The sequence below is a fragment of the Ereboglobus luteus genome (assembly GCF_003096195.1).
Classification (GTDB): domain Bacteria; phylum Verrucomicrobiota; class Verrucomicrobiia; order Opitutales; family Opitutaceae; genus Ereboglobus; species Ereboglobus luteus.
Window position 1 is genome coordinate 2,151,256 of the sequence record NZ_CP023004.1, and the last position, 19,117, is coordinate 2,170,372.

At 60.9% G+C, this 19,117-nt stretch carries 14 protein-coding genes and 1 pseudogene; 3 read left to right on the forward strand and 12 right to left on the reverse strand.

What is annotated here, in order from left to right; all coding sequences use genetic code 11:
* The first annotated feature begins 3 nt into the window (after window positions 1-3).
* Window positions 4-1,458, forward strand: coding sequence for a patatin-like phospholipase family protein (locus CKA38_RS08140; RefSeq protein ID WP_152032734.1), 1,455 nt, complete (start codon window positions 4-6; stop codon window positions 1,456-1,458).
* A gap of 30 nt (window positions 1,459-1,488) precedes the next feature.
* On the opposite strand, the gene CKA38_RS08145 is transcribed toward CKA38_RS08140, so the two are convergent.
* From CKA38_RS08145 to CKA38_RS08160, 4 genes and pseudogenes are all read right to left on the reverse strand, one after another.
* On the reverse strand, window positions 1,489-2,235 hold the full coding sequence (locus tag CKA38_RS08145) for a TrmH family RNA methyltransferase (RefSeq protein ID WP_108825022.1): 747 nt from the start codon (window positions 2,233-2,235) through the stop codon (window positions 1,489-1,491).
* A 92-nt stretch (window positions 2,236-2,327) separates the two neighbouring features.
* Window positions 2,328-2,977: pseudogene (hisH, locus tag CKA38_RS08150) on the reverse strand (imidazole glycerol phosphate synthase subunit HisH).
* A 36-nt stretch (window positions 2,978-3,013) separates the two neighbouring features.
* On the reverse strand, window positions 3,014-4,279 hold the full coding sequence (locus CKA38_RS08155) for an RsmB/NOP family class I SAM-dependent RNA methyltransferase (RefSeq protein WP_152032735.1): 1,266 nt from the start codon (window positions 4,277-4,279) through the stop codon (window positions 3,014-3,016).
* 130 nt (window positions 4,280-4,409) lie between these two features.
* Window positions 4,410-6,560 (reverse strand): LPS-assembly protein LptD, encoded by a 2,151-nt coding sequence (locus CKA38_RS08160; protein ID WP_152032736.1) that lies wholly within the window; start codon window positions 6,558-6,560, stop codon window positions 4,410-4,412.
* A 289-nt stretch (window positions 6,561-6,849) separates the two neighbouring features.
* On the opposite strand from CKA38_RS08160, the gene CKA38_RS08170 reads away from it, so the two are divergent.
* Window positions 6,850-8,187, forward strand: a complete 1,338-nt coding sequence (locus tag CKA38_RS08170; RefSeq protein ID WP_108825026.1) for a thymidine phosphorylase — start codon at window positions 6,850-6,852, stop codon at window positions 8,185-8,187.
* A 99-nt stretch (window positions 8,188-8,286) separates the two neighbouring features.
* On the opposite strand, the gene CKA38_RS08175 is transcribed toward CKA38_RS08170, so the two are convergent.
* Window positions 8,287-9,489 carry a PHP domain-containing protein gene (locus CKA38_RS08175; protein WP_108825027.1) on the reverse strand — a complete coding sequence of 401 codons (1,203 nt, stop codon included), beginning with the start codon at window positions 9,487-9,489 and terminating at the stop codon, window positions 8,287-8,289.
* Window positions 9,490-9,984: 495 nt separating this feature from the next.
* Here CKA38_RS08175 and CKA38_RS08185 point away from each other — a divergent pair, with 495 nt between their 5' ends.
* The gene (locus CKA38_RS08185; RefSeq protein ID WP_108825029.1) at window positions 9,985-10,437 is read left to right on the forward strand and encodes a nuclear transport factor 2 family protein; all 453 of its coding nucleotides are present in this window, start codon (window positions 9,985-9,987) and stop codon (window positions 10,435-10,437) included.
* A gap of 298 nt (window positions 10,438-10,735) precedes the next feature.
* On the opposite strand, the gene CKA38_RS08190 is transcribed toward CKA38_RS08185, so the two are convergent.
* The 7 genes from CKA38_RS08190 to rpmF form a co-directional block, all read right to left on the reverse strand.
* On the reverse strand, window positions 10,736-13,276 hold the full coding sequence (locus CKA38_RS08190; RefSeq protein ID WP_108825030.1) for an ATP-dependent Clp protease ATP-binding subunit: 2,541 nt from the start codon (window positions 13,274-13,276) through the stop codon (window positions 10,736-10,738).
* Between the two features lie 61 nt (window positions 13,277-13,337).
* Window positions 13,338-14,462 carry a protein arginine kinase gene (locus tag CKA38_RS08195; RefSeq protein ID WP_108825031.1) on the reverse strand — a complete coding sequence of 375 codons (1,125 nt, stop codon included), beginning with the start codon at window positions 14,460-14,462 and terminating at the stop codon, window positions 13,338-13,340.
* 31 nt (window positions 14,463-14,493) lie between these two features.
* Window positions 14,494-15,021, reverse strand: a complete 528-nt coding sequence (locus CKA38_RS08200; RefSeq protein ID WP_108825032.1) for a UvrB/UvrC motif-containing protein — start codon at window positions 15,019-15,021, stop codon at window positions 14,494-14,496.
* A gap of 357 nt (window positions 15,022-15,378) precedes the next feature.
* Window positions 15,379-16,515 carry an outer membrane protein assembly factor BamD gene (gene bamD / locus CKA38_RS08205; RefSeq protein ID WP_108825033.1) on the reverse strand — a complete coding sequence of 379 codons (1,137 nt, stop codon included), beginning with the start codon at window positions 16,513-16,515 and terminating at the stop codon, window positions 15,379-15,381.
* A gap of 12 nt (window positions 16,516-16,527) precedes the next feature.
* Window positions 16,528-17,631, reverse strand: a complete 1,104-nt coding sequence (locus CKA38_RS08210) for a beta-ketoacyl-ACP synthase III (RefSeq protein WP_192881128.1) — start codon at window positions 17,629-17,631, stop codon at window positions 16,528-16,530.
* Window positions 17,632-17,731: 100 nt separating this feature from the next.
* Complete coding sequence (gene plsX, locus CKA38_RS08215) at window positions 17,732-18,838, reverse strand: phosphate acyltransferase PlsX (RefSeq protein WP_108825034.1); 1,107 nt, start codon at window positions 18,836-18,838, stop codon at window positions 17,732-17,734.
* Window positions 18,839-18,870: 32 nt separating this feature from the next.
* Window positions 18,871-19,050, reverse strand: a complete 180-nt coding sequence (rpmF, locus tag CKA38_RS08220; RefSeq protein ID WP_108826504.1) for a 50S ribosomal protein L32 — start codon at window positions 19,048-19,050, stop codon at window positions 18,871-18,873.
* Window positions 19,051-19,117: the final 67 nt, after the last annotated feature.

Here is a 19,117-nt window from a genome sequence, read left to right on the forward strand (position 1 = left end):
GTCATGTCGCGCCCGGGCCACATTCTTCAGGTTTTGATTTTACGCGTGCGTCTCGCATGTCGCGCAGCTGTTTGGGTGACGTCGTTTGCCATTGCGTTTTTGTTTTCCGGCTGCGCCCACGCGCCACTCAACCAGCCGCTCGAAAAAAACGCGCCGCGTGCCGAGAGCCTGCGCATGCCCGCTGAAAACACAACCGACCTCGCTGTTTTCCTGTTTTTTTCCGGAGGCGGCAAACGCGCCTCCGCGCTTTCCTACGGCGTGCTCAAGGCCCTCTCCGACACGACCGTTTTGCTCGACGGGCACACACACCGCCTGAGCGACCGGGTCGAGTTCATCTCCTCTGTTTCAGGCGGGAGCTTCACCGCCGCCTATTACGGCCTCTACGGGGATCGCATTTTCGAGGACTTCGAAAAACGCTACCTCAAGCACAACACCGACGCCGCGCTCAGCTTGCGCCTCTTGAATCCCTACTGGTGGTTTCGTCTCGGCTCCGGTTACTACGGGCGCAGCGACATGGCGGCCCGCTATTACGACAAGCGCCTCTTCAAGGGCGCCACGTTTGGCGATCTCCTCAAAAACGGAAACCGTCCCTTCCTTTCCATCAACGCCACCGACGCGGCCAACGCCGAGCAGTTCTCCTTCACGCAGACGACCTTCGACCTGATCTCATCCGACCTTTCCCGCTACCCCATTTCCCGCGCCGTCGCCGCCTCGTCCGCCGTGCCCTTTGCGCTCACGCCGGTCACGCTCAAGAATTATTCCAATAAGACCGGCGTGCAGTCCTACGTCGATCCGCTTTTGCTTCCTGCGCGCAAGGCTGACCCGATGCGCCCCCTCACCGAGCGCGAGCAATACTTGCGCAAAATCGTGCGCTCCTACACCGACGAGGGCGAGCGTCCCTTCATTCACCTCGTTGACGGGGGCATGTCCGACAACCTCGGACTGCACGGCATCATCGACGCGAGCGTGATGCTCGGCGGCTTGCACGAACTGATGGATCACGTGCGCATGAAGCCGCCCGAAAAACTCCTCTTCGTGATCGTAAACGCCGAGGCGAGGCGCGGCGGCCACCTCACTGAAACGGAACGCACGCCCGGCTCGTTCGAAACCATGCGGCAAGTGAACGACATCCGCGGAAACCAGCGCAACGCGCGCACGCTCGAGGCGCTCATGCACCTCGTCGAGGAATGGAAGGACAGGAACCGCCCCCTTGCCGTCGCCGGGCAGCCCGCGCCTGAATTTTATATCGTCATTGTCGATTTTGAAAAACTTGCCGACGATAAGGAGCGCGAGTTTTTCCAAACCCTGCCGACCCGGTTCAGTTTGCCCGATAAAACAATCGACCTCCTGACGGCTGCGGGAGGAAAAATCCTGCGCGACTCGCCGGAGTTCCAACGCCTCCTGCGCGATATTGCCGGAGATGCCGCCCAGCCCGCCGGAAACAATCGCGCGGAATAAATCCGCCGGACGCCCGAGGGCGAAGTCGCGTCACGATTGCCGGCGACGGAGATTGTCGGCGACAATGGCGGCGGCGATGGCGGCGTTGAGTGATTCGGCGCGGCCGTGGCGGGGAATAGTGACAAGTCGCGTGACCGCCGCGCGAACTTCCGGCGTGAGTCCGCGCCCCTCGCTGCCGACGACAACGATGGCGTTGTGCAGCGGATCGAGCTCGTGCACATCGCCGCCGCCGAGATCGCAGCCGAGGACGGGCGTGCCTGCTTGCGCGGCCTCGATGAGGACGGGGGCGAGCGGGGCGGTGATAACGCGCACGCGGCTGAACGAGCCCATGCTGGCGTTGATGACTTTCTGGCTGAAGAGGTCGGCGCATTCGGGTGAGCAGACGACTCGGTCGAACGCAAACCAGTCGGCGATGCGCAAAAGCGTGCCGACGTTGCCCGGGTCCTGAATGTCGTCGAGCGCGAGGGTGAGCCCGCGGGCAAGCTCGCCGGGGGCGGGCGCGTGGCGTGTGATGCGGCCGACGGCAAGCGCGGTGCTCGGCGTCGGGTAGTGGCTGATGCGAGCCATCTCGGCGTCGGTGACCGGGGTGACTTTAAATTTTAGGTTTGAAATTTCGGAACGGAAATCAGGCGTGGCGTAGATTTCGATTAGGGGAAATTTTTCGGCGATAAGCTCGGCAATGACTTTTTCGCCCTCGACGACAAACAGGCCGAGCGCTTCGCGATGTTTTTTTTCGCGAAGTGAGCGGAGTCGGGCGATGTCGGCTTTGGATAGCATGGTGGGGTTTCTCGATTTTGGATTTTCGATTGTGCGCTGCCGCGCGGTGTCGAATTCGAAATTGGAGCGGAATATCCCAATCGAAAATTTGTTCAGCGGGAGATTTTCACAAAGTTGCGGTAAAGTTGCAGGCCGCGCGCCTGGCTTTTTTCGGGATGGAATTGCGTGGCGTGGCAGTTGCCGCGCGCGATGGCCGCCGTGAACTCGCCGCCGTAATCGCTGGTGGCGAGGACGAGCGAGGGATCTGCGGGCTGGCAGTGGTAGCTGTGCACGAAATAAAACGACTCGCCCCGGGCTTGAGGTCGGCGGCGAGCGGCGACGCGGGTTGCGTGAAGCGCACGGTGTTCCAGCCCATGTGCGGAATTTTGTATTCGGGCGGACGCTCGAAACGAACGACTTTGCCGGGAAGGATTCCGAGGCCGCGTGTGTCGCCTTCCTCGGAATACTCAAAGAGCGCCTGCATGCCGAGGCACACGCCGAGGAAAGGACGGTCGGCGGCGATCCATGCTCGCACGGTGTCGGCGAGGCCGGTGGTTTGCAGCGAGGCGACACAATCGCGGAGCGCGCCGACGCCGGGCAGGACGAGCCCGGTGGCCGAGGCGGGCAGCTCGTCAGGCGCGCGTATGATGTGCGTGGTTGCGCCAACGGTTTCGAGCGCCTTGGTGACGCTGCGCAGGTTGCAAATGCCGTTGTCGATGACGGCAATGTGTGTGGCGGCGGTGTTTGTCTGGGCGTTGTTCACGGACGGAGAAAATTTCTAAAACCGACTTAATTCGATTTAAGTCGACTTAAGTCGATTTAAATCGTCGGCGCGCCGCAGCGTGGCCGTGAAAAAACCGTCGGTGTTGTGGGCGGCGGGGAGAATGGTGTTTTGTCGCACGAGCGAAAAGCCGGCGTGCGCGGGATCGGCGAGGAAGGCGGTGACAACATCCTCGTTTTCACGGCGGCTGAGCGAGCAGGTGGCGTAGATGAGGATGCCGGCGGCGCGGACGAGCGGTGCGTGGCGCGCCAGGATTTCGAGCTGGCGCGCGGCGGCGGCGCGGATGGTTTCCTCTGTTGTCGTGTATTTGAGGTGTGGACTGCGCCGCCATGTGCCGGTGCCGCTGCACGGGGCGTCGACCACGACTGCGTCGTAGGATCTTGGCTTGCCGGACGCAAGCGCGGGTTGGGGGAGGATGCGGATGTTTTTTATATTTGCGCGCGCGGCGCGGGTTTTGAGCTCGGCGAGGGCGTCGGGGCGTGGATCGGTGGCGTCGATTTGCGCGGCGGGACCGAGGAGTCTTGCGAGTTGGAGTGTTTTGCCCCCGGCGCCGGCGCAGGCGTCGAGAAAAAGGCTGAAAGACTGAAGGTCTGAAGGGCTGAAAGATGAGAGCGCGGTCGGGAGGATAAGCTGCGAGCCGAGGTCTTGGATTTCGATGAGGCCGCGCTGGTGAGCTTCGGTTTTTGTGAGATCGGGATCGTTGACGGCGAGGAGTTCGATGGCGCCGGGGAGCGTGTCGGAAACTTGCCATGTCCAGCCGCGCGCTGTGAACTCGGCAAAGACGGGTGCGGGGTTGTCGGTTTGCAGGCGGAGCCAGAGCGGCGCGCGGGTGTGGAGCGCGTCGATTTCGGGCGGCTCGAAGGCGGCGGGACAATGTTCGCGAAACCACGCGGGGAGGAGCCTGGCGGGTTGTTGTTCGAGGATTGCGGCGCGTTCGGCGATGGTGGCGGGCGCGGGCGGAAAGTTGGCGAGGAGTTGCTGTTTGAGGGGAAGCGTGGCGGGAGTGTCGGAGGCGAGCCAGAGCACCAAATGCGAAATGCGGAGTTCGGAATGCGGAATGAAGGACGGGCTGGCGTGGGTGTTTTGGGTTTCGAGCCAGGGCAAGTGGCGCAGCGCGGTGTAGATAAGTTCGCGGTAGAGGCGGCGGTCTCGCGAGCCGAAGCGTTTTTCCTTGGCGAGGCGTTGCTGGATGCGCGCGGGGAGGTTGCGGTCGATGCGGACGTGGGGATGGATTTCGCCCCAAAGTGTCTCAAAGGTGCGAAGCTGGTTTTCGGCGCGGGACATGGTGGCGGGATTTTCGATGGCGGATGTCGCTATGCTCGGTAACTGGATTCTGGATTTCGCAAGCGTTGTTCGTGTGTTGTTTGGCGTGGGAGCGCACAATTCAAAATCGAGGATCCAAAATCCACAATTTCTAGAAATTCATGAGGCGAACCTCGATGCTAAAGCCGAATTTGCTTTCGCGGGCCTGGCCTTCGTAGAGCGAGATGCCGTAGCGAATCGTCCAGAGGTTGTGGCCGAGTTTTTGGATGATGCCGAAGCTGCGCTCGTTGAAGCGATGCTCGCGCGCGTCGTAGCGCAGGCGTGCGTAGGCCTGGTAGGTTTCGTTGAGGCGGTAGCGGCCCTCGGCGATGTATTCGTTGATCTGGCCTTTCAGGTAGTGCGTGGACAGGCCGGCAGACCAGAGCGAGCCGTCGTTGATTGAGAAACCGGTGTTGATTTCACGGAGTGTGAAATCCTGCGGCGTGAAACTTTGGTAGAGATTGAAGCGGAGCCACGGCGCGGGCATGAGCGCGAGTTCGGCATGGATTGCGGAGAGGTCGTGCTCGCCGTCGGGCGCGGTGCGGTCGAGACGAAAATCGGCGGCGAGGTTGAGCATGGCGAGGTCGCGCGAGCCGTATTCCTTGTCGCGGGTCTGGAGTGTGTTGTCGAGGCCGATGCGGAAGGTGTTCGTGGGGCTGATTTGGTCGATGTTGCGAATCTCATCGAGGCCGAGCGGCTGGAGATAGGTGGAGAAAGTTTGGTCGTCAACGGGCGGAATATAGGCCGAGCCCTTGTCGGCTTTCGGGATGTAGCGGTAGGAGAGGCGCGGCGTGACGAGGTGGCGGAGGCCGTCGATGCCCCATTTTTCGTTTTTGTAATCAAAAGTGCCGGCGGCGCGGAGCGTGGCGTCGAAGCCGATTTCGCCGAGGTAGCGCGTGTAGTCTTTTTTGCCGTTGGCATCGGCATAGTGGGTGACGCGCGCGCCGAACACGGGAGTGAGCGTGGCTATGCCCTTGTAGGCGACGGGGCGGTAGAGCGCGTAGTAGGCATCGAGGCGGTTGCTGTCGATGCTTGCGGGCAGATAAAGCGGCGAGTCGTCGGTGAGCGAGGCGGCGCTGGCCTGGCCTTTTTGATAAATACCCTGCACGCCGATGAGGGAGGGGAGGAGGTCGAAGCGGACTTCGGGGAGGCGTTGCTGGACGGGGTAGTAGGAGTTGAGCTGCGCGCGGGCGAAGACGGAAATGATGAAGTTGTCGCGCGCATAGTCGGCCTCGAGAAAGTTGTCCGGCTGCTGCACGGGATAGAACTCGTTGCGCCTGAAATCGCGAATGATTTCGGAATCGCTCCAGTAGTTTATCTCGCCAAAAATGCGCAGGTTGGACGTGACACCCTGGCTGTGCCGCCACGTGACGAATCCCCGGTCGGTCGGCACGGGGCGGTCGAGGATATCGGTAAGGCGGTTGCCGTTGTCGTGGATGTAGCCGGTGTTGAGCGAGCCGGTCATGCGCCCGCCGCCGGGTGTGGCGATGTCGTAGGCGGCGGCGGGGCCGAAAAGGAGGCCGCGCTTGGTGTAGTAACCCACATCGCCGCCGAGCCGGAGTCCGTCGGCGACGGGCACAAGCGTGCCAAGGTCGAGGAACGCGCCGAGGTTGCCGCGATAACCAATCCTGCCGCTGGTGTTGCCGATGAAAGAATTCCCTCCGACGCCCTGCGAAAGGCGCGGCAGCTTGATGACGGGAACCGCGCCGATGCCGATGCGTGTATTCGATGTGTGGATACGCTGGTCGGGCCCGCTTGTGTAGGTGAGCGAGCCGGCACCGAGCTGCGGGACAAAGACGCCGGGTTCCTGATACGAGACGGTGGCCTCCGTGAGCGTGACGGCCTGCGCGGAGCCGGACGCGCGCGCGCCCGAAATGTAGTAGGGAAACTCGCCGAGCCGCGGCGCCTCGACGGAGAACGTGCCGTCGGCGATGTTGTAGACAAGCTCGTCGGCCAGCATGCGCATGGGGCCGCGCGTGAAAACGACATGGCCGCGCGCGACGGCGGTGTTGCCCGCGCGGTTGTAGCGCAGCTCGTCGGCGGTGAGGAGCGCGATGCCCTGGGTGAAACGGGCGTCGCCGGTGTAAACGACATCACGCGTTGCGCGATCAGTGCGCACATTGTCCGCGGTGAATTCGAAATCCTGAAAAACAAACTCGCGCGCGAGCGCGGACGCCGTGCGTGACACCGTCGCCGTGCCGTCCGCAAAAACGCAGAGCGACGGCAATGTGAGAATAAAAATGGCGAAAAGGCGACGAATCACGATTCGCGGGAGCAAAGTGAGACGCGGGCCGGCGTGCAAGCACGGGGTTTTGCCGCGGGTGCCGAGGGGTGCCAAATTTTGACCGGACTATGCCTGGGCTTGGGAACGCGGACATCCTGTCCGCAGGTTTGGCGAGGGATCTACGCGGCGCGCCGTCTTGCGGGCGGGACTCCCTCGCTCCCGGGCGCAAGCGCATCATTTTTATTCTGCGAAATTTTGCGATGCTTCCGGTGCTGAGCCCGAGGGTTTTCGTTGCCCTCGCAAAAAACGGACGCCACGCTTTGCCTACATGAGCGCCGTGCCAAAATCCTCATCGCTTTTCCCCCAGCATGTGATCGCCGCGAAAAGGGACGCGCGAAAACTCACGCGCGACGAGATCGACGCTTTTGTGCGCGGCGCGACCGACGGCTCCTGGACCGATTACCAACTGAGCGCGATGCTCATGGCAATTTGTATTCGAGGAATGGATACAGACGAAACCGCCGCGCTCACGGAAGCGATGATGAACTCGGGCACGGTCGCGGACTTGCCGGGCGTTTGCCTTCCCAAGGTTGACAAGCACTCGACCGGCGGGGTGGGGGACAAGGTCTCCATTCACCTCGCGCCGATGGTCGCGGCGTGCGGCGTGGCGGTGCCGATGATGAGCGGGCGCGGCCTCGGGCACACGGGCGGCACGCTCGACAAGCTGGAGGCGATTCCGGGCTTTCGCGTCGGGCTGACCCTGCCTGAGTATCGCGCGCAAATGGAAACGCTCGGCGTTGCGCTCATCGGGCAGACCGCCGAACTCGCGCCCGCCGACAAAAAACTTTACGCGTTGCGCGATGTGACGGGCACGGTCGAAAGCATTCCGCTCATCACGGGCAGCATTCTGTCCAAAAAGCTCGCCGAGGGAATCGACTCGCTCGTGCTCGACGTGAAGTTCGGCGCGGGCGCGTTCATGAGGGAAAAGGCCCGCGCGCGCGAACTCGCGACGACGATGGTCGCCGCGTGCCGCCATCTGGGCAAACCCGCGCGCGCATTGCTCACCGCGATGAACCAGCCGCTTGGCCGCGCCGTGGGCAACGCGCTCGAAATCGCGGAGTGCGTTGATTGCCTGCGCGGCAACGGCCCGGCGGATTTGATGGAGGTCACTTATGCGCTTGGCGAACAGATGCTGCTTCTCGCGGGTGTTGCGAAAACGGCGGACGAGGCGCGTGCAAAATTGGAAAACGCAATCGCGGGCGGCGCGGCGCTCGAAAAACTGCGCGCGCTCATCGTCGCGCAAAACGGCGATCCCCGCGTGATCGATGATCCGGCTGCGTATTTGCCTCGGGCGAAATATCAGGAGGCGGTTGTTGCCGGTTCCGGCGCGGGCGGCTATGTCGCGGGGGTTGACGCGATGGGCATTGCGCTTGCCGCGCTCAATCTCGGCGCGGGCCGTGTTCGCGCGGAGGATAAGGTCGACCATGCGGTTGGCATTTCGAGTCTCGTGAAAGCGGGCGAGCGCGTCGAGGAGGGCGACACGCTCGCGGTTATCCATGCGAACAACGAGGGCGCGCTTGCGGAGGCCCGAGAAAGCGTGACGAGGGCAATCACGTTTTCGCAGGCGCCGGTCGCGGTGGAGCCGCTGGTGGCCGAAATCATTTAAGGCTTTTACCGTGGGACACACTTTGCGTGCGTCCCAAAAAAAAAGAGCGGCTGAAATAGCCGCCCTTTTGGGGATGAGATTATACTGTTGTTGGTTGGGTCACTTTACGGGCACTTCGAGCGGCTTGTATTTGCCGACCAGCCAGTTTTCCACGGTGATCGTCTTGGCCGTCGCACCGGATTGGGCGGTGGCGTTGGACATCGGATCGAGTTGCACGGTTTTTTCGCCGACCTTGATTTTGGCGGGAATGCTGCTGCGGTTCACAAAGATCAGGCTTCCGCTTTCCTTTTTGATTTCAACGCATGCTTCGAACAGCTGGCGCACCCATTTTTCCTGTCCGAATACCATGTTCGCGGCCCAGCCGATGGTGCGCTTGGCGAAGAACGCCTCGCGAACCGATTCCAGCGTTTTTTCCTTCGCGAGCACGAGCGTGATTGGGCGCAGGGGATTGCGCACGCCATACATGTCGAACTCGGGCGGGTGGATGTCGCTGTTGGCAAAAACGGCGAGGTTTTTGTCGGTGCACCATTTTGCCACAACGGGATAAAACTGCTTGCCGTTAAAAGCCTCGATGCCGTGCATCCAGCCCTTTTCATACATTTCCGTGTGAACGTCGGTGAAGGTGGTCGGCGCGCCTTTGGCAATGCCGCCGCTTTTGGGCGCCTCCCAGCCGGGATGGTTCCAGAGCAGGAAGCCGCCTTGCGCCACGGCCTCCTTGAACATTTCGCGGAAGTCGTCCTGCTTCGCCGCGATCTTGTTCACGTCGGTGACGAAGAGCGCGTTGACGTGGCCGGGGGGCATTGTCGTTTTGGTGATTTCCGTGCCGCGCACCAGAAGGAGCTTGCGCTTGTCGGCTTCGACCTTGGCAATCTCGTAGGAGAGGTTATAGTTCTCGGTTCCGTTGAGCAGGGGAAAGTTGGTGACTTTGCCCGCCTTGTTTTTGCGGGGGATGCCGCCGACAAATATGCGGTATTCGATGTGGTCGGTGATTGCGATCACATCCAGTCCGTTGCCGTCCGCCTCGACCACGCGCTGAGTGGGCCAGACGCGCCCGTCGGAAAGCAGTGTGTGAATGTGGAAGTCGCCCTTCAGCACGCGGAACTCGCCGACATTCGGGATCGTGATGCTGCGTTTGGCCGGTGTTTTGCTGAGCTCCTTGCCAAAGCCCACCGTGTAGCTAATGTCCGGGTCTTCGCCGGGTTTGGGAGTCATGCCCTTTGCGAGGGCGGTTTGCGGCACTGCGCAAAAGGCGGCAAACGCCAGCCCACACGCCAGAATCATGGAGTCTTTTAGTAATTTCATGGGTTTCGTTTTTTTGGGAGTGAGTTTGCAATGCAACAGTTTGGAAAAAATTGGGCAATGGGAATGTTTATGCAGTTGGAGTGGGAGTGTGCGGTTCGCACATAAATCGAAATCACAAAAAACTTGGGGAAATTGCTCGGATGGTTTCCCGCCGTCTCATTGCTTGGGCCGCGAAAACCACGCTGGCGCGGGAATTCCTCGATAAACGCCTGCCGGTGTATCTCGATTTGGAAACGCAATCCGATTCGCAAAAGCTCAGTGATACGGAGGGGGGCAATCGCCATCAGGACAATCACCGCCCTCGGCAGCGAACGAACGTTCGGCCTTGTCGATGGCATCAAGCTTGGCTGGTGTTTCCGCCTAAAGTTTTGAGTTGAGCCACGCCGCAATCTGACGCTGCGCATTGACGGACAGTTTCTCGATGACGGATTCCGTTGCCAAAACATAAACAAACGAAACAAGCTTCGAGGAATTGAACTCGAAGAGATTAAAGATATGAAAAACAATCCGATTAAAACAAATGCCGCGGACAGAAATCATCCGGGATTTAAGAAAGAGGCGGAACCCTTTTTTAATATAGTAATGGAGGGATTGAAGGGGCGCGTGGACGGCGATCATTTCTGGGACGCGGTGTCGGAGGACGCTGTTTTCGAGTTCAGATACCGTTTCCCGGGTTTTGCCGGTAAAATAGTTGGCCGGGATGCATACATGGAATGGTTTGAAGGTTATTCCGCCGTCTTGCACTCGACGGATAATCTAAGGACTTATGAAGCGACCGCAGCGGGGGTTATTATCTTAGAGTATGAAGTGCACGGAATAATCCCGTCCACGGGCAAAAAATACGACAATCGGTTTTGCTCCATCGTAACGGTAAGGGACAAAAAGATCGCCCATTGGATAGATTACTGTGACTCACTCGCTATAATGACTTCATACAGTCCTGATTAACACAAGGGCCGTTTGATGCGATATTTCAGCCGAAGGTGCATCCGATGTAACCAAACGGGTTACTCTTCGAATAAAACTAACCTTGTTTCTGTCTTAGAGCTGTTTCGATTTAAATTAGCGCGAGAAAATGCCTTTTGGTAGGGCGAACCGTCCCGGTGAGTCTGCGCAAGTTTCCGGACGTTATTAGGGTTGTGTATCCAAAAACAAAACACCCAAGGTCGGCTCTGTTGTCGCCAACCTTGGGTTAAGTTGTGCCCCCCCGTTGGAGTTAATCATTCATGCTTGCGCTTACTCCGGCTCACTCCGACGACGCCGGTGCGGGGGGCGTGGTCGGGGCGTTGGGTTGGGCGAAGGCGAGTTTTTCGCCGTCACGGGTGATTTCCACCGGCGCGCCGTCCTTGATGTCGCCGCGCAGGATCGCCTCGGCAAGCGGGTCTTCAAGATAATGCTCCACGGCGCGGCGCAGCGGGCGGGCGCCGTATTTTTCGTCGTAGCCTTTGTCAACGAGCAGCATCTTGGCTTCATCGGTGAAGTTGAGCGTGATTTTGCGCTCAACGAGGCGTTTCGCAAATTTCGAAACTTCGAGCTCCACGATTTTCGTGATGTCGGCTTTGTCGAGCGGACGGAAGAAGATGATGTCCGAGATGCGGTTCAGGAACTCGGGACGGAAGACGCGCTTCGCCTCCTCGAGAACTTTCTCACGCATTTTCTCATGGTCGCTGATGCCGCTGGTGGCGGCGGCGAAGCCCATCGAGGTCTGGCGTTGCAGGAGCGAGGCGCCGACGTTCGAGGTCATGATGATGATGGTGTTTCGGAAATCAACGCTGCGGCCCATCGCGTCGGTGAGGCGTCCGTCCTCAAGGATTTGGAGGAGGATTTGCAGCACGTCGGGGTGCGCTTTTTCCACTTCGTCGAAGAGGATGACGGCGTAGGGTTTGCGGCGCACGGCCTCGGTGAGCTGGCCGCCCTCGTCGTAACCGACGTAGCCGGGGGGCGAGCCGATGAGGCGCGAGACGGCGTGCTTTTCCATGTATTCGCTCATGTCGATCTGGATGAGCGCGTCCTGGTTGCCGAACATTTGCGCGGCGAGTTGCTTGGCGGTCTCGGTTTTGCCGACGCCGGTGGGGCCGACAAACATGAAGCTGCCGATGGGGCGGCGCGGGTCCTTGAGGTCGGCGCGGGAGCGGCGCAGCGCGCGCGCGATGGCGCTGGCGGCGGGGTCCTGGCCGATGACGACTTTCTGGATTTCGGTTTCGAGCGTGAGGAGTTTTTCGCTGTCTTTTTTCTCCATGCGCGTGAGCGGAATGCCGGTCCAGTCGGCGACGACCTGCATCATGAGGTCCTCGCCGATTTCAACGCGTTTTTCGTCGCGGGATTTTTTCCAGTCGGCGAGGATTTGCTCCTGCTTGGCGCGGAGTTGTTTTTCCTGGTCGCGAAATTTGGCGGCCTCCTCGAATTGTTGTTGCGCGATGGCGGCTTCCTTTTGTTTGCAGGTTTCCTCGATTTCCTTGGTGAGGGCCTCGATGTCGGGCGGACGGGCCATGTTGGCGATGCGGGCGCGCGAGCCGGCCTCGTCCATGACATCGATGGCCTTGTCGGGAAGGAAGCGGCCGGTGATGTAGCGGTCGGAGAGCTTGACGGCGGCCTCGAGTGATTTGTCGGTGAAGATGGCCTTGTGGTGATCCTCGTATTTGCCGCGGATGCCCTTGAGGATGGTGATGGTGTCCTCGATGGAGGGCGGCTCGACTTTCACGGACTGGAAACGGCGGTCGAGGGCGCTGTCCTTTTCGATATACTTGCGGTATTCGTTGAGGGTGGTGGCGCCGATGCACTGGAGCTCGCCGCGCGAGAGCGCGGGCTTGAAGATGTTGGAGGCGTCCATCGCGCCCTCGGCGGCGCCGGCTCCGACGATGGTGTGGAGTTCGTCGATGAAGAGGATGACGTTCTTGGCGCGGCGGATTTCGTCCATGACGGCCTTGATGCGTTCCTCGAACTGGCCGCGGTATTTGGTGCCGGCAACCATGAGCGCGAGGTCGAGGCCGATGATCTTTTTGTCCATGAGGATTTCAGGGACAATGCCGTTGGCGATTTCGAGGGCGAGACCCTCGACGATGGCGGTTTTGCCGACACCGGCTTCGCCAATCAAAACGGGATTGTTTTTCGTGCGGCGGCAGAGGATCTGGATGACGCGGCGGATTTCGTTTTTGCGACCGACGACGGGGTCGAGCTCGCCTTTGCGGGCGAGTTCGGTGAGGTCGCGTCCGAATGCCTTGAGCGCGGGTGTCTTGACTTCCTTTTTGTCCTCGGGGGCGCCACCGGGGCGTTGCGGAGAGCCCGCGCCGGCTTCCTCGGGTGTGTCGGCTTCGCCCGCGGAGGAGCCCGCGCCGCCGGTGAAGTTGGGATCGAGCTCGCGAAGGATTTCGTTGCGGGTGCGCTCGATGTCGACGTCGAGCGACTTGAGGACGCGGGCGGCGACGCCCTCGCCTTCGCGCAGGAGGCCGAGGAGGAGATGCTCGGTGCCGACGTAGGAGTGGTTGAGTGTCTTTGCCTCCTTGCCGGCGAGCGCGAGGACTTTTTTCACGCGGGGCGTGTAGGGAATGTTGCCGGCGCTTTTGCCGTCGTTGCCGACGCCGACTTGTTTCTCGACCGCGCCGCGGACGGTTTCGAGGTCGAGGCCCATTTTCTGGAGCACGCTGACGGCGACGCCCTGGCCGAGTTTGATGAGGCCGAGAAGGAGGTGTTCGGTGCCGACGTAGTTGTGTTGGAAGCGGTCGGCCTCCTTGCGCGCAAGAGCGAGGACTTGGGTGGCGCGGGGAGTGAAGTTGTTCATTGGTTCCATGCTGAAAAGTTAGAAATTAGAAATTAGGAAGTGGCGGCGGGCGATTGTGCTGACGCGGCGATTAGTTTTGCGAAGGGGCGGCGTCGGGTTCGGACGGCGGCTCTTCGATGGCAGGGATGAAGTTGGGCGGCGCGAAGTCGGCGAAGGCGGCGCGGGTTTGGGCGGCGCGGAGCGTGTCGCGGAGGGCGGGTTCGATTTGGGCCTGGCCTGCGTTGTTTTGGATATGGCCGGGCTGGCTTTCGATGAAGAGGCGGTCGACGAGCGGGCGCCCCGAGTCGGGGAAGATGCCGAGGTCGATGCCGAGGCGCACGAGCGAGAGGAGGTTCATCGCCTCGCTGGAGGTGAGCAGGTGCGCGTTTTGGAGGATGCCGTAGGCGCGGCCGATTTTGTCGAAGAGCTTGGAGGAGTCGTTTTCGATGAGGCGCGCGCGGGCGTTGAGCTCGTGCTCGACGATGGAGCTGAGCACGGCGGAGAGGCGCTTGATGATTTGCTCCTCGGATTCGCCGAGCGTGGTTTGGTTGGAGATTTGGAAGATGGAGCCGGAGGCGTCGGAGCCCTCGCCGAACTGGCCGCGCACGACGATGCCGAGCTGGTTCACGGCGCGGACGACTTTTTCCATGTGACCGCCGATGACGAGGGCGGGGAGGTGCATCATGGCGGAGGCGCGCAGGCCGGTGCCGACGTTGGTCGGGCAGGCGGTGAGATAGCCGAGGGTGGGCGAGAAGGCGTATTCGAGCGTGTCCTCGATGGCGGTGTCGAAGGCGTTGATGGCGGCCCAGGTTTTCTTGAGCTGGAAGCCGGCGCGGAGAAACTGGATGCGGAGGTGGTCCTCCTCGTTGATCATGACGGAGCACGTGTGGTCGTTGCTGATCATGGCGGCGGCGCCGTCGGGCGAGGCGGAGAGCTCGCGCGAGATGAGGTGGCGTTCGACGAGGATTTGCTTTTGAAGCTCGGTGAGATCGGAGATCGCGAGGTCGTAGGCAGGCTGCATCAACGGGAGGTTGTTGATGGTCTGCTGGCATGCGGCGCGGATTTCGGCGCGTTCGTCCGGGCTGGCGCGTCCGGGGAAGCGGTGGGAGGCGAGGTTGCGCGCGAGGCGGATGCGCGTCATCATGACGATGGCGCATTTGCTGGAGGCGGTGTCGGTGAGGTCGGACGGCGTGGCGATGAGACTGCCAAACGTCATTGGTTTGGCGGTCGCGGCGGCCTTCGCGGTCTTAGCTCGCGGCTTCCTGTTTCCCGTAGGTTTGTTTGACTTGGGCGATTTCATCGCGGTAGCGGGCAGCGTCCTCGTAGCGTTCGTCCTTGATGGCGCTGGCCAGTGTGAGTTCTAGTTGTGAAAGGCGGTCGTGGTATTCCTTGCGCGCGGCGGCGTGGCGGGGAACCTTGCCGGTGTGCGCGGTGCCCTTGTGCATGCCGTCGAGCATGGGGCCGAGCATTTGTTTGAAGGTTTCGTAGCAGTGGGGACAGCCGAAGCGGCCCGTTTTCTTGAAGTCGGCCTCGGTGAAGCCGCATTTTTCGCAACGAAGCGTGAGGCCGGATTCGGGAGCGGCGGCGGTCGGTTCAGATGTGGCCTTGGGCGGGAAAAGATCGAGGGGGAGCTCAAATCCCGCGAGTGTGGTGAGGCCTTTTTCCTGGGCGCACGCCTCGCAGAGATCGACCTTATGCACTTTATTGTTAAGAATTTGAGTAAAGTGCACGGTTGCGGGTTTTCCGCAGGAGACGCATTTGAGCTGATTGGCCATGATTGGAATATAACACGTTTGTCGATGGTATCGACAAGAAGGATTCAAAAAATGTTCTAAATAGTGTGGTTAGCGCGATATGAAAAGAGATTCAACCGATGTGTTGTTTTCGTTTGTCGTTTTTTGGCTGATGCAGTCTTTATGCCATGACGATTCAGGCAAGCGATATGCTGGACGCATGGGGAAAATATTGGTTGCCCAAGCCGAACCGTAAAAAACACGGGACGTCCGCGCACAGTGTGACAACACCGATGCGCCACAATGTCCCAGACGGCATTTGTTGATGATAAGGGCGAAGCGTGCGATCATCAGCATAGACGATGCGGCATTGAGATAACGGTTTCGAATACTCAAATCTCAAATTTCAAAGGGGCTCAAAACCATGAGCCCCATACGGCCAATAGGACCGATGGGGCTCATGTGTGGGAGTTGAAAATCGTTTATTGGCTCAGAAGATACCCAGGAATTTCTTTTTCTTTTCTTGGGGGTTTGGGTGGCCTTGGCGGCGGCGACTTCGACTTCCTCCAGGCGTTTGCGCGCGCGGGCGGCGATGTCGGAATCGGGGAAGACGGTGATGGCTTCGTTGTAGAACACGCGCGCGGCTTTGTAGTTTGCGCGTTTCTTGAAGTAGAAGTCGGCGATGTTAATTTTGCTCTGGGCCATGATTTCCTTCATCTTGCGAAGGCCTTTTTCCGCTTGGACGATGTGGGGGTCGTTGGGATAGAGGATCATGAAATCCTCGTAGTAGGTGACGGCTTCCTTGGTCGCGCCCTGGTCGTAGTCGGCGCCGTCAACGAGCGAGGCGTAGATGTCGGCGATTTTAATGTAGGCCTCGGGCGTGAGGGTGCTGTGGCCGTAGTTGTTGATGAGGCGGTCGAGGGCGTAGAGGGATTCGTTGGTGTTGCCGATGCGCTGGTGGCCGGCGGCGATGTGCATGAGGCAGAGCGGGGCGTATTCGGAATAGGGGGCGTTGAAGAGGATGGTCTCAAAATACTGGATGGCTTTTTCGCGGTTGGTGAAGCCGGGGAATATCCAGAGGAATGGGCTGCGGGCGCCGTTGAGGTAGGCGGCGGCGATTATGTATTGCTCGCCGATGATCTGGTTGAAGCGGGTTGTGTTGGGGTAGCGGCTGACAACGGTCTGGTAGTCGGTGAAGGCTTTTGGAAATTCGTTTCTCTCGAAGCGGAGCGTGGCGGCGCGATACATGGCCTCGGGGGCGTAGATGGAATTGCCGTAGCGTTTGCCAACGCGTTCGTAACTTTTAATGGCGTCCTTTGTCTTGCCGGCCTCCTCCTCCTTGCGCGCGGCGTTCATGAGGGCGAGGGCGTTGCGTCCATCGGGGCCGGTGAGTCCGGTGAGAATGCCGCCTTCGGATTTCCAACCGGTTTCGGGTGTCCACACGAGGTCGGCGGCGATGCCGAGGGGCGCTGCGATGAGGGTGACGAGTGCGAGGGCAAGAAGCGTGCGGAGGCGTGTGGCGGTGTGGTTGGACATGTTGAGAGTTGATTACCAGCGAACAAGAGCGGAGCCATAGGTCAAGCCCGCTCCGAATGCGAGAAAAAGTGTCAGGTCACCTGGGTGGATGCGTCCGGAGCGGCGCGCCTCGTCGAGCGCGATGGGGATGGAGGCGGCGGAGGTGTTGCCGTAGCGGTCGAGGTTCACGTAAACGCGGTCGCGGGTGTAGTTGAGATTTCTGGCGATGGCATCGATGATGCGGTGGTTCGCCTGGTGCGGAATGACAAGGGAGATTTGATCGGTGCCCAGGTTGTGTTGTTCCAAAATTTCGCGCGCGGCGCGCTCCATTTCACGGACGGCGATTTTGAAGACTTCCTTGCCGTGCATCTGGATGTAGTGCTGGCGCTCGGCGTGGTTTTCCGGGGTGAGGGGGCGCAGCGAGCCGCCGACGGGGATGCGGAGGAGTTCGGTGTCGGGGGTGCAGTAGAGGCGCACGCCGAGGATTTCGGGGGGAAGGGTGTGGGCGCGTTTCGGGGAAAAGTGCAGGCCGGCGAAGGTGGCGCGGCGGGCGCGGGTTTTGCCGAGGACTGCGGCGCCGGCGCCGTCGCCGAAGAGCACGCAGGTGTTGCGGTCCTTCCAGTCAAGGATGGAGGAAATTGTCTCGGCGCCGATGATGAGGGCGTGTTTGTAGCGTCCGCTGGAGATCATGGCCCAGGCGGTGTCGAGGGCGTAGAGGAAGCCGGTGCAGGCGGCGTTGAGGTCGAAGCCGGGGGTGCCGTTTTTGATGCCGAGTTTCTGCATCACGAGGGTGGCGCAGGCGGGCATGCGGAGGTCGGGGGTGAGGGTGGCGACGATCACGAGGTCGATGTCGGCGGGGGTGAGCCCGGCGTCGGTGAGGGCGCGGCGGCCGGCGACGGTGGCGAAGTCGGAGGTGGCCTCGCCTTCCGATGCGACGTGGCGGGATGAGATGCCGGTGCGGGTGCGTATCCACTCGTCGGTGGTGTTGAGGCCGCGGCGGGCGAGCTCGTTGTTGGTGATGATGTTTGCCGGTGCGCAGGAGCCGGTGCCGAGGATGGCGATGGCTCCGCGGGCGATGGCGGCCTCGAGGGGCGTTTGGTTGGCGCTGGCGGCGGTGGAGGCGTTGGCGTCGGGCATAGAGAGTGCGTTGGTAAAGTTTACGGTTTACGGGTTACAATTCGCTGTTGGGCGCGGACGCGCTCATTCGGGGTGTGATGGCACCGCGGCCGCGTCGCGCTCAGGCTTCGCCGGCGTTTTCAATGAGGGCTTGCGCCCGCGCGATGTCGTTTTCGATGAGCTGGTTGATGTCGGTTTTGATCATCTCGCTTGCATCGAAGATCGCATTTTTGAGGGCCTGGCGGTTTGCCGAGCCGTGAGCTTTGACCACAACCCCCTTGACGCCGAGGAGCGGCGCGCCGCCGTAGCGTTCGGGCTTCACGCGTTCGCGGAGTTCTCCGAATGCGCCTTTGGCGAGGAGCGCCCCGAGTTTGCGAACGGGGTTGGCCATGAGATTGCGTTTGAGTTCGGTTGTGAAAAATTTGGCGAGTGATTCCCAGCTTTTGAGGCAGATGTTGCCGACAAAGCCGTCGCAAACGACGACGTCGATGGCTTGTCCGTGTTCGCCGCCGTTCGTGAAGATTTGGAAGCCTTCGACGGGGCCGGCGTAGTTGATGAGGTCGCCGAGGCGTTTGAGCGCCTCGTGGGTTTGTGTGATGAGAGCGTTGCCCTTGCCTTCCTCGGTGCCGATGGTGAGCAGTCCGACGCGCGGTTTTTCGATGCCGAATTCGAGGCGCGAAAAGTGCGAGCCCATGATGGCGTTATGCACGAGGTGCTCGGGTTTTGCCTCGGGGTTGGCCCCGGCGTCGATGAGGACAAAGTGGCCGCCGTCGCGCGGGATGATGGCGGAGAGCGCGGCGCGATCCGCGCCCTTGAGCGTGCGGAGCTTGATGATGCTCGCGCCGACGAGGCAGCCGGTGTTGGCGCAACTGACGACGGCGCGGGCGGCCCCGAGCTTGACGAGTTCGATGGCGCGAATGGTCGAGGCGTCTTTTTTCTTTTTCAGGACGACGAGGGGCTTGTCGTCCATGGTGATGACTTCCGACGCGTGGAAATAGGAGAGCTTGGGGTGGTTCTCAATGCCCGCCTCGGCGGCATGTTTGCGCACGATTGCCTCGTCGCCGACGAGGGTGACGGGCGAGAGGTCGGGAAACTCGGACAGGGCGAGCTTTGCGGCGGCAACGACTTCGGCTGGGCCGAGGTCACCACCCATCGCGTCCACGGCTATGCGGTTGACGCGCTCAATGGGCGGCACAGTTTGCGCTGCCGTGGGAATTGCGGCTTCCATCGCAGGCGGATGGAGTTGCGAAAAGTCGCGGGTCAGACCTCGACGTTGAGGACTTGACGGCCGCGATACATGCCGTTGTTCGGGTTGACGCGGTGGGGGCGGAACGCGGTGCCGTCGGTCGGGTCGGTCGCGTATTGCGGAGCCTTGAAGGCGTTGGCGGAGCGACGGAGTGCGCTGCGACGCTTGGATTGTTTGCGTTTCGGATTAGCCATGATGAAAAGTGGGTTGGTCGTTGAGTGTTGTAAGAGGGCGCGGAGGTTTATCCGGGCGCTTGGAAGT

Excerpts from the sequence above, each read along its gene's own strand:
- CKA38_RS08200 (WP_108825032.1), bottom strand. The coding sequence starts at position 15,021 with ATGGCCAATCAGCTCAAATGCGTCTCCTGCGGAAAACCCGCAACCGTG.
- CKA38_RS08170 (WP_108825026.1), top strand. The coding sequence starts at position 6,850 with ATGAGCGCCGTGCCAAAATCCTCATCGCTTTTCCCCCAGCATGTGATC.
- CKA38_RS08195 (WP_108825031.1), bottom strand. The coding sequence starts at position 14,462 with ATGACGTTTGGCAGTCTCATCGCCACGCCGTCCGACCTCACCGACACC.
- CKA38_RS08190 (WP_108825030.1), bottom strand. The coding sequence starts at position 13,276 with ATGGAACCAATGAACAACTTCACTCCCCGCGCCACCCAAGTCCTCGCT.
- CKA38_RS08155 (WP_152032735.1), bottom strand. The coding sequence starts at position 4,279 with ATGTCCCGCGCCGAAAACCAGCTTCGCACCTTTGAGACACTTTGGGGC.
- plsX (WP_108825034.1), bottom strand. The coding sequence starts at position 18,838 with ATGGAAGCCGCAATTCCCACGGCAGCGCAAACTGTGCCGCCCATTGAG.
- CKA38_RS08145 (WP_108825022.1), bottom strand. The coding sequence starts at position 2,235 with ATGCTATCCAAAGCCGACATCGCCCGACTCCGCTCACTTCGCGAAAAA.
- bamD (WP_108825033.1), bottom strand. The coding sequence starts at position 16,515 with ATGTCCAACCACACCGCCACACGCCTCCGCACGCTTCTTGCCCTCGCA.
- CKA38_RS08140 (WP_152032734.1), top strand. The coding sequence starts at position 4 with ATGTCGCGCCCGGGCCACATTCTTCAGGTTTTGATTTTACGCGTGCGT.
- CKA38_RS08210 (WP_192881128.1), bottom strand. The coding sequence starts at position 17,631 with ATGCCCGACGCCAACGCCTCCACCGCCGCCAGCGCCAACCAAACGCCC.
- CKA38_RS08175 (WP_108825027.1), bottom strand. The coding sequence starts at position 9,489 with ATGAAATTACTAAAAGACTCCATGATTCTGGCGTGTGGGCTGGCGTTT.
- CKA38_RS08185 (WP_108825029.1), top strand. The coding sequence starts at position 9,985 with ATGAAAAACAATCCGATTAAAACAAATGCCGCGGACAGAAATCATCCG.
- rpmF (WP_108826504.1), bottom strand. The coding sequence starts at position 19,050 with ATGGCTAATCCGAAACGCAAACAATCCAAGCGTCGCAGCGCACTCCGT.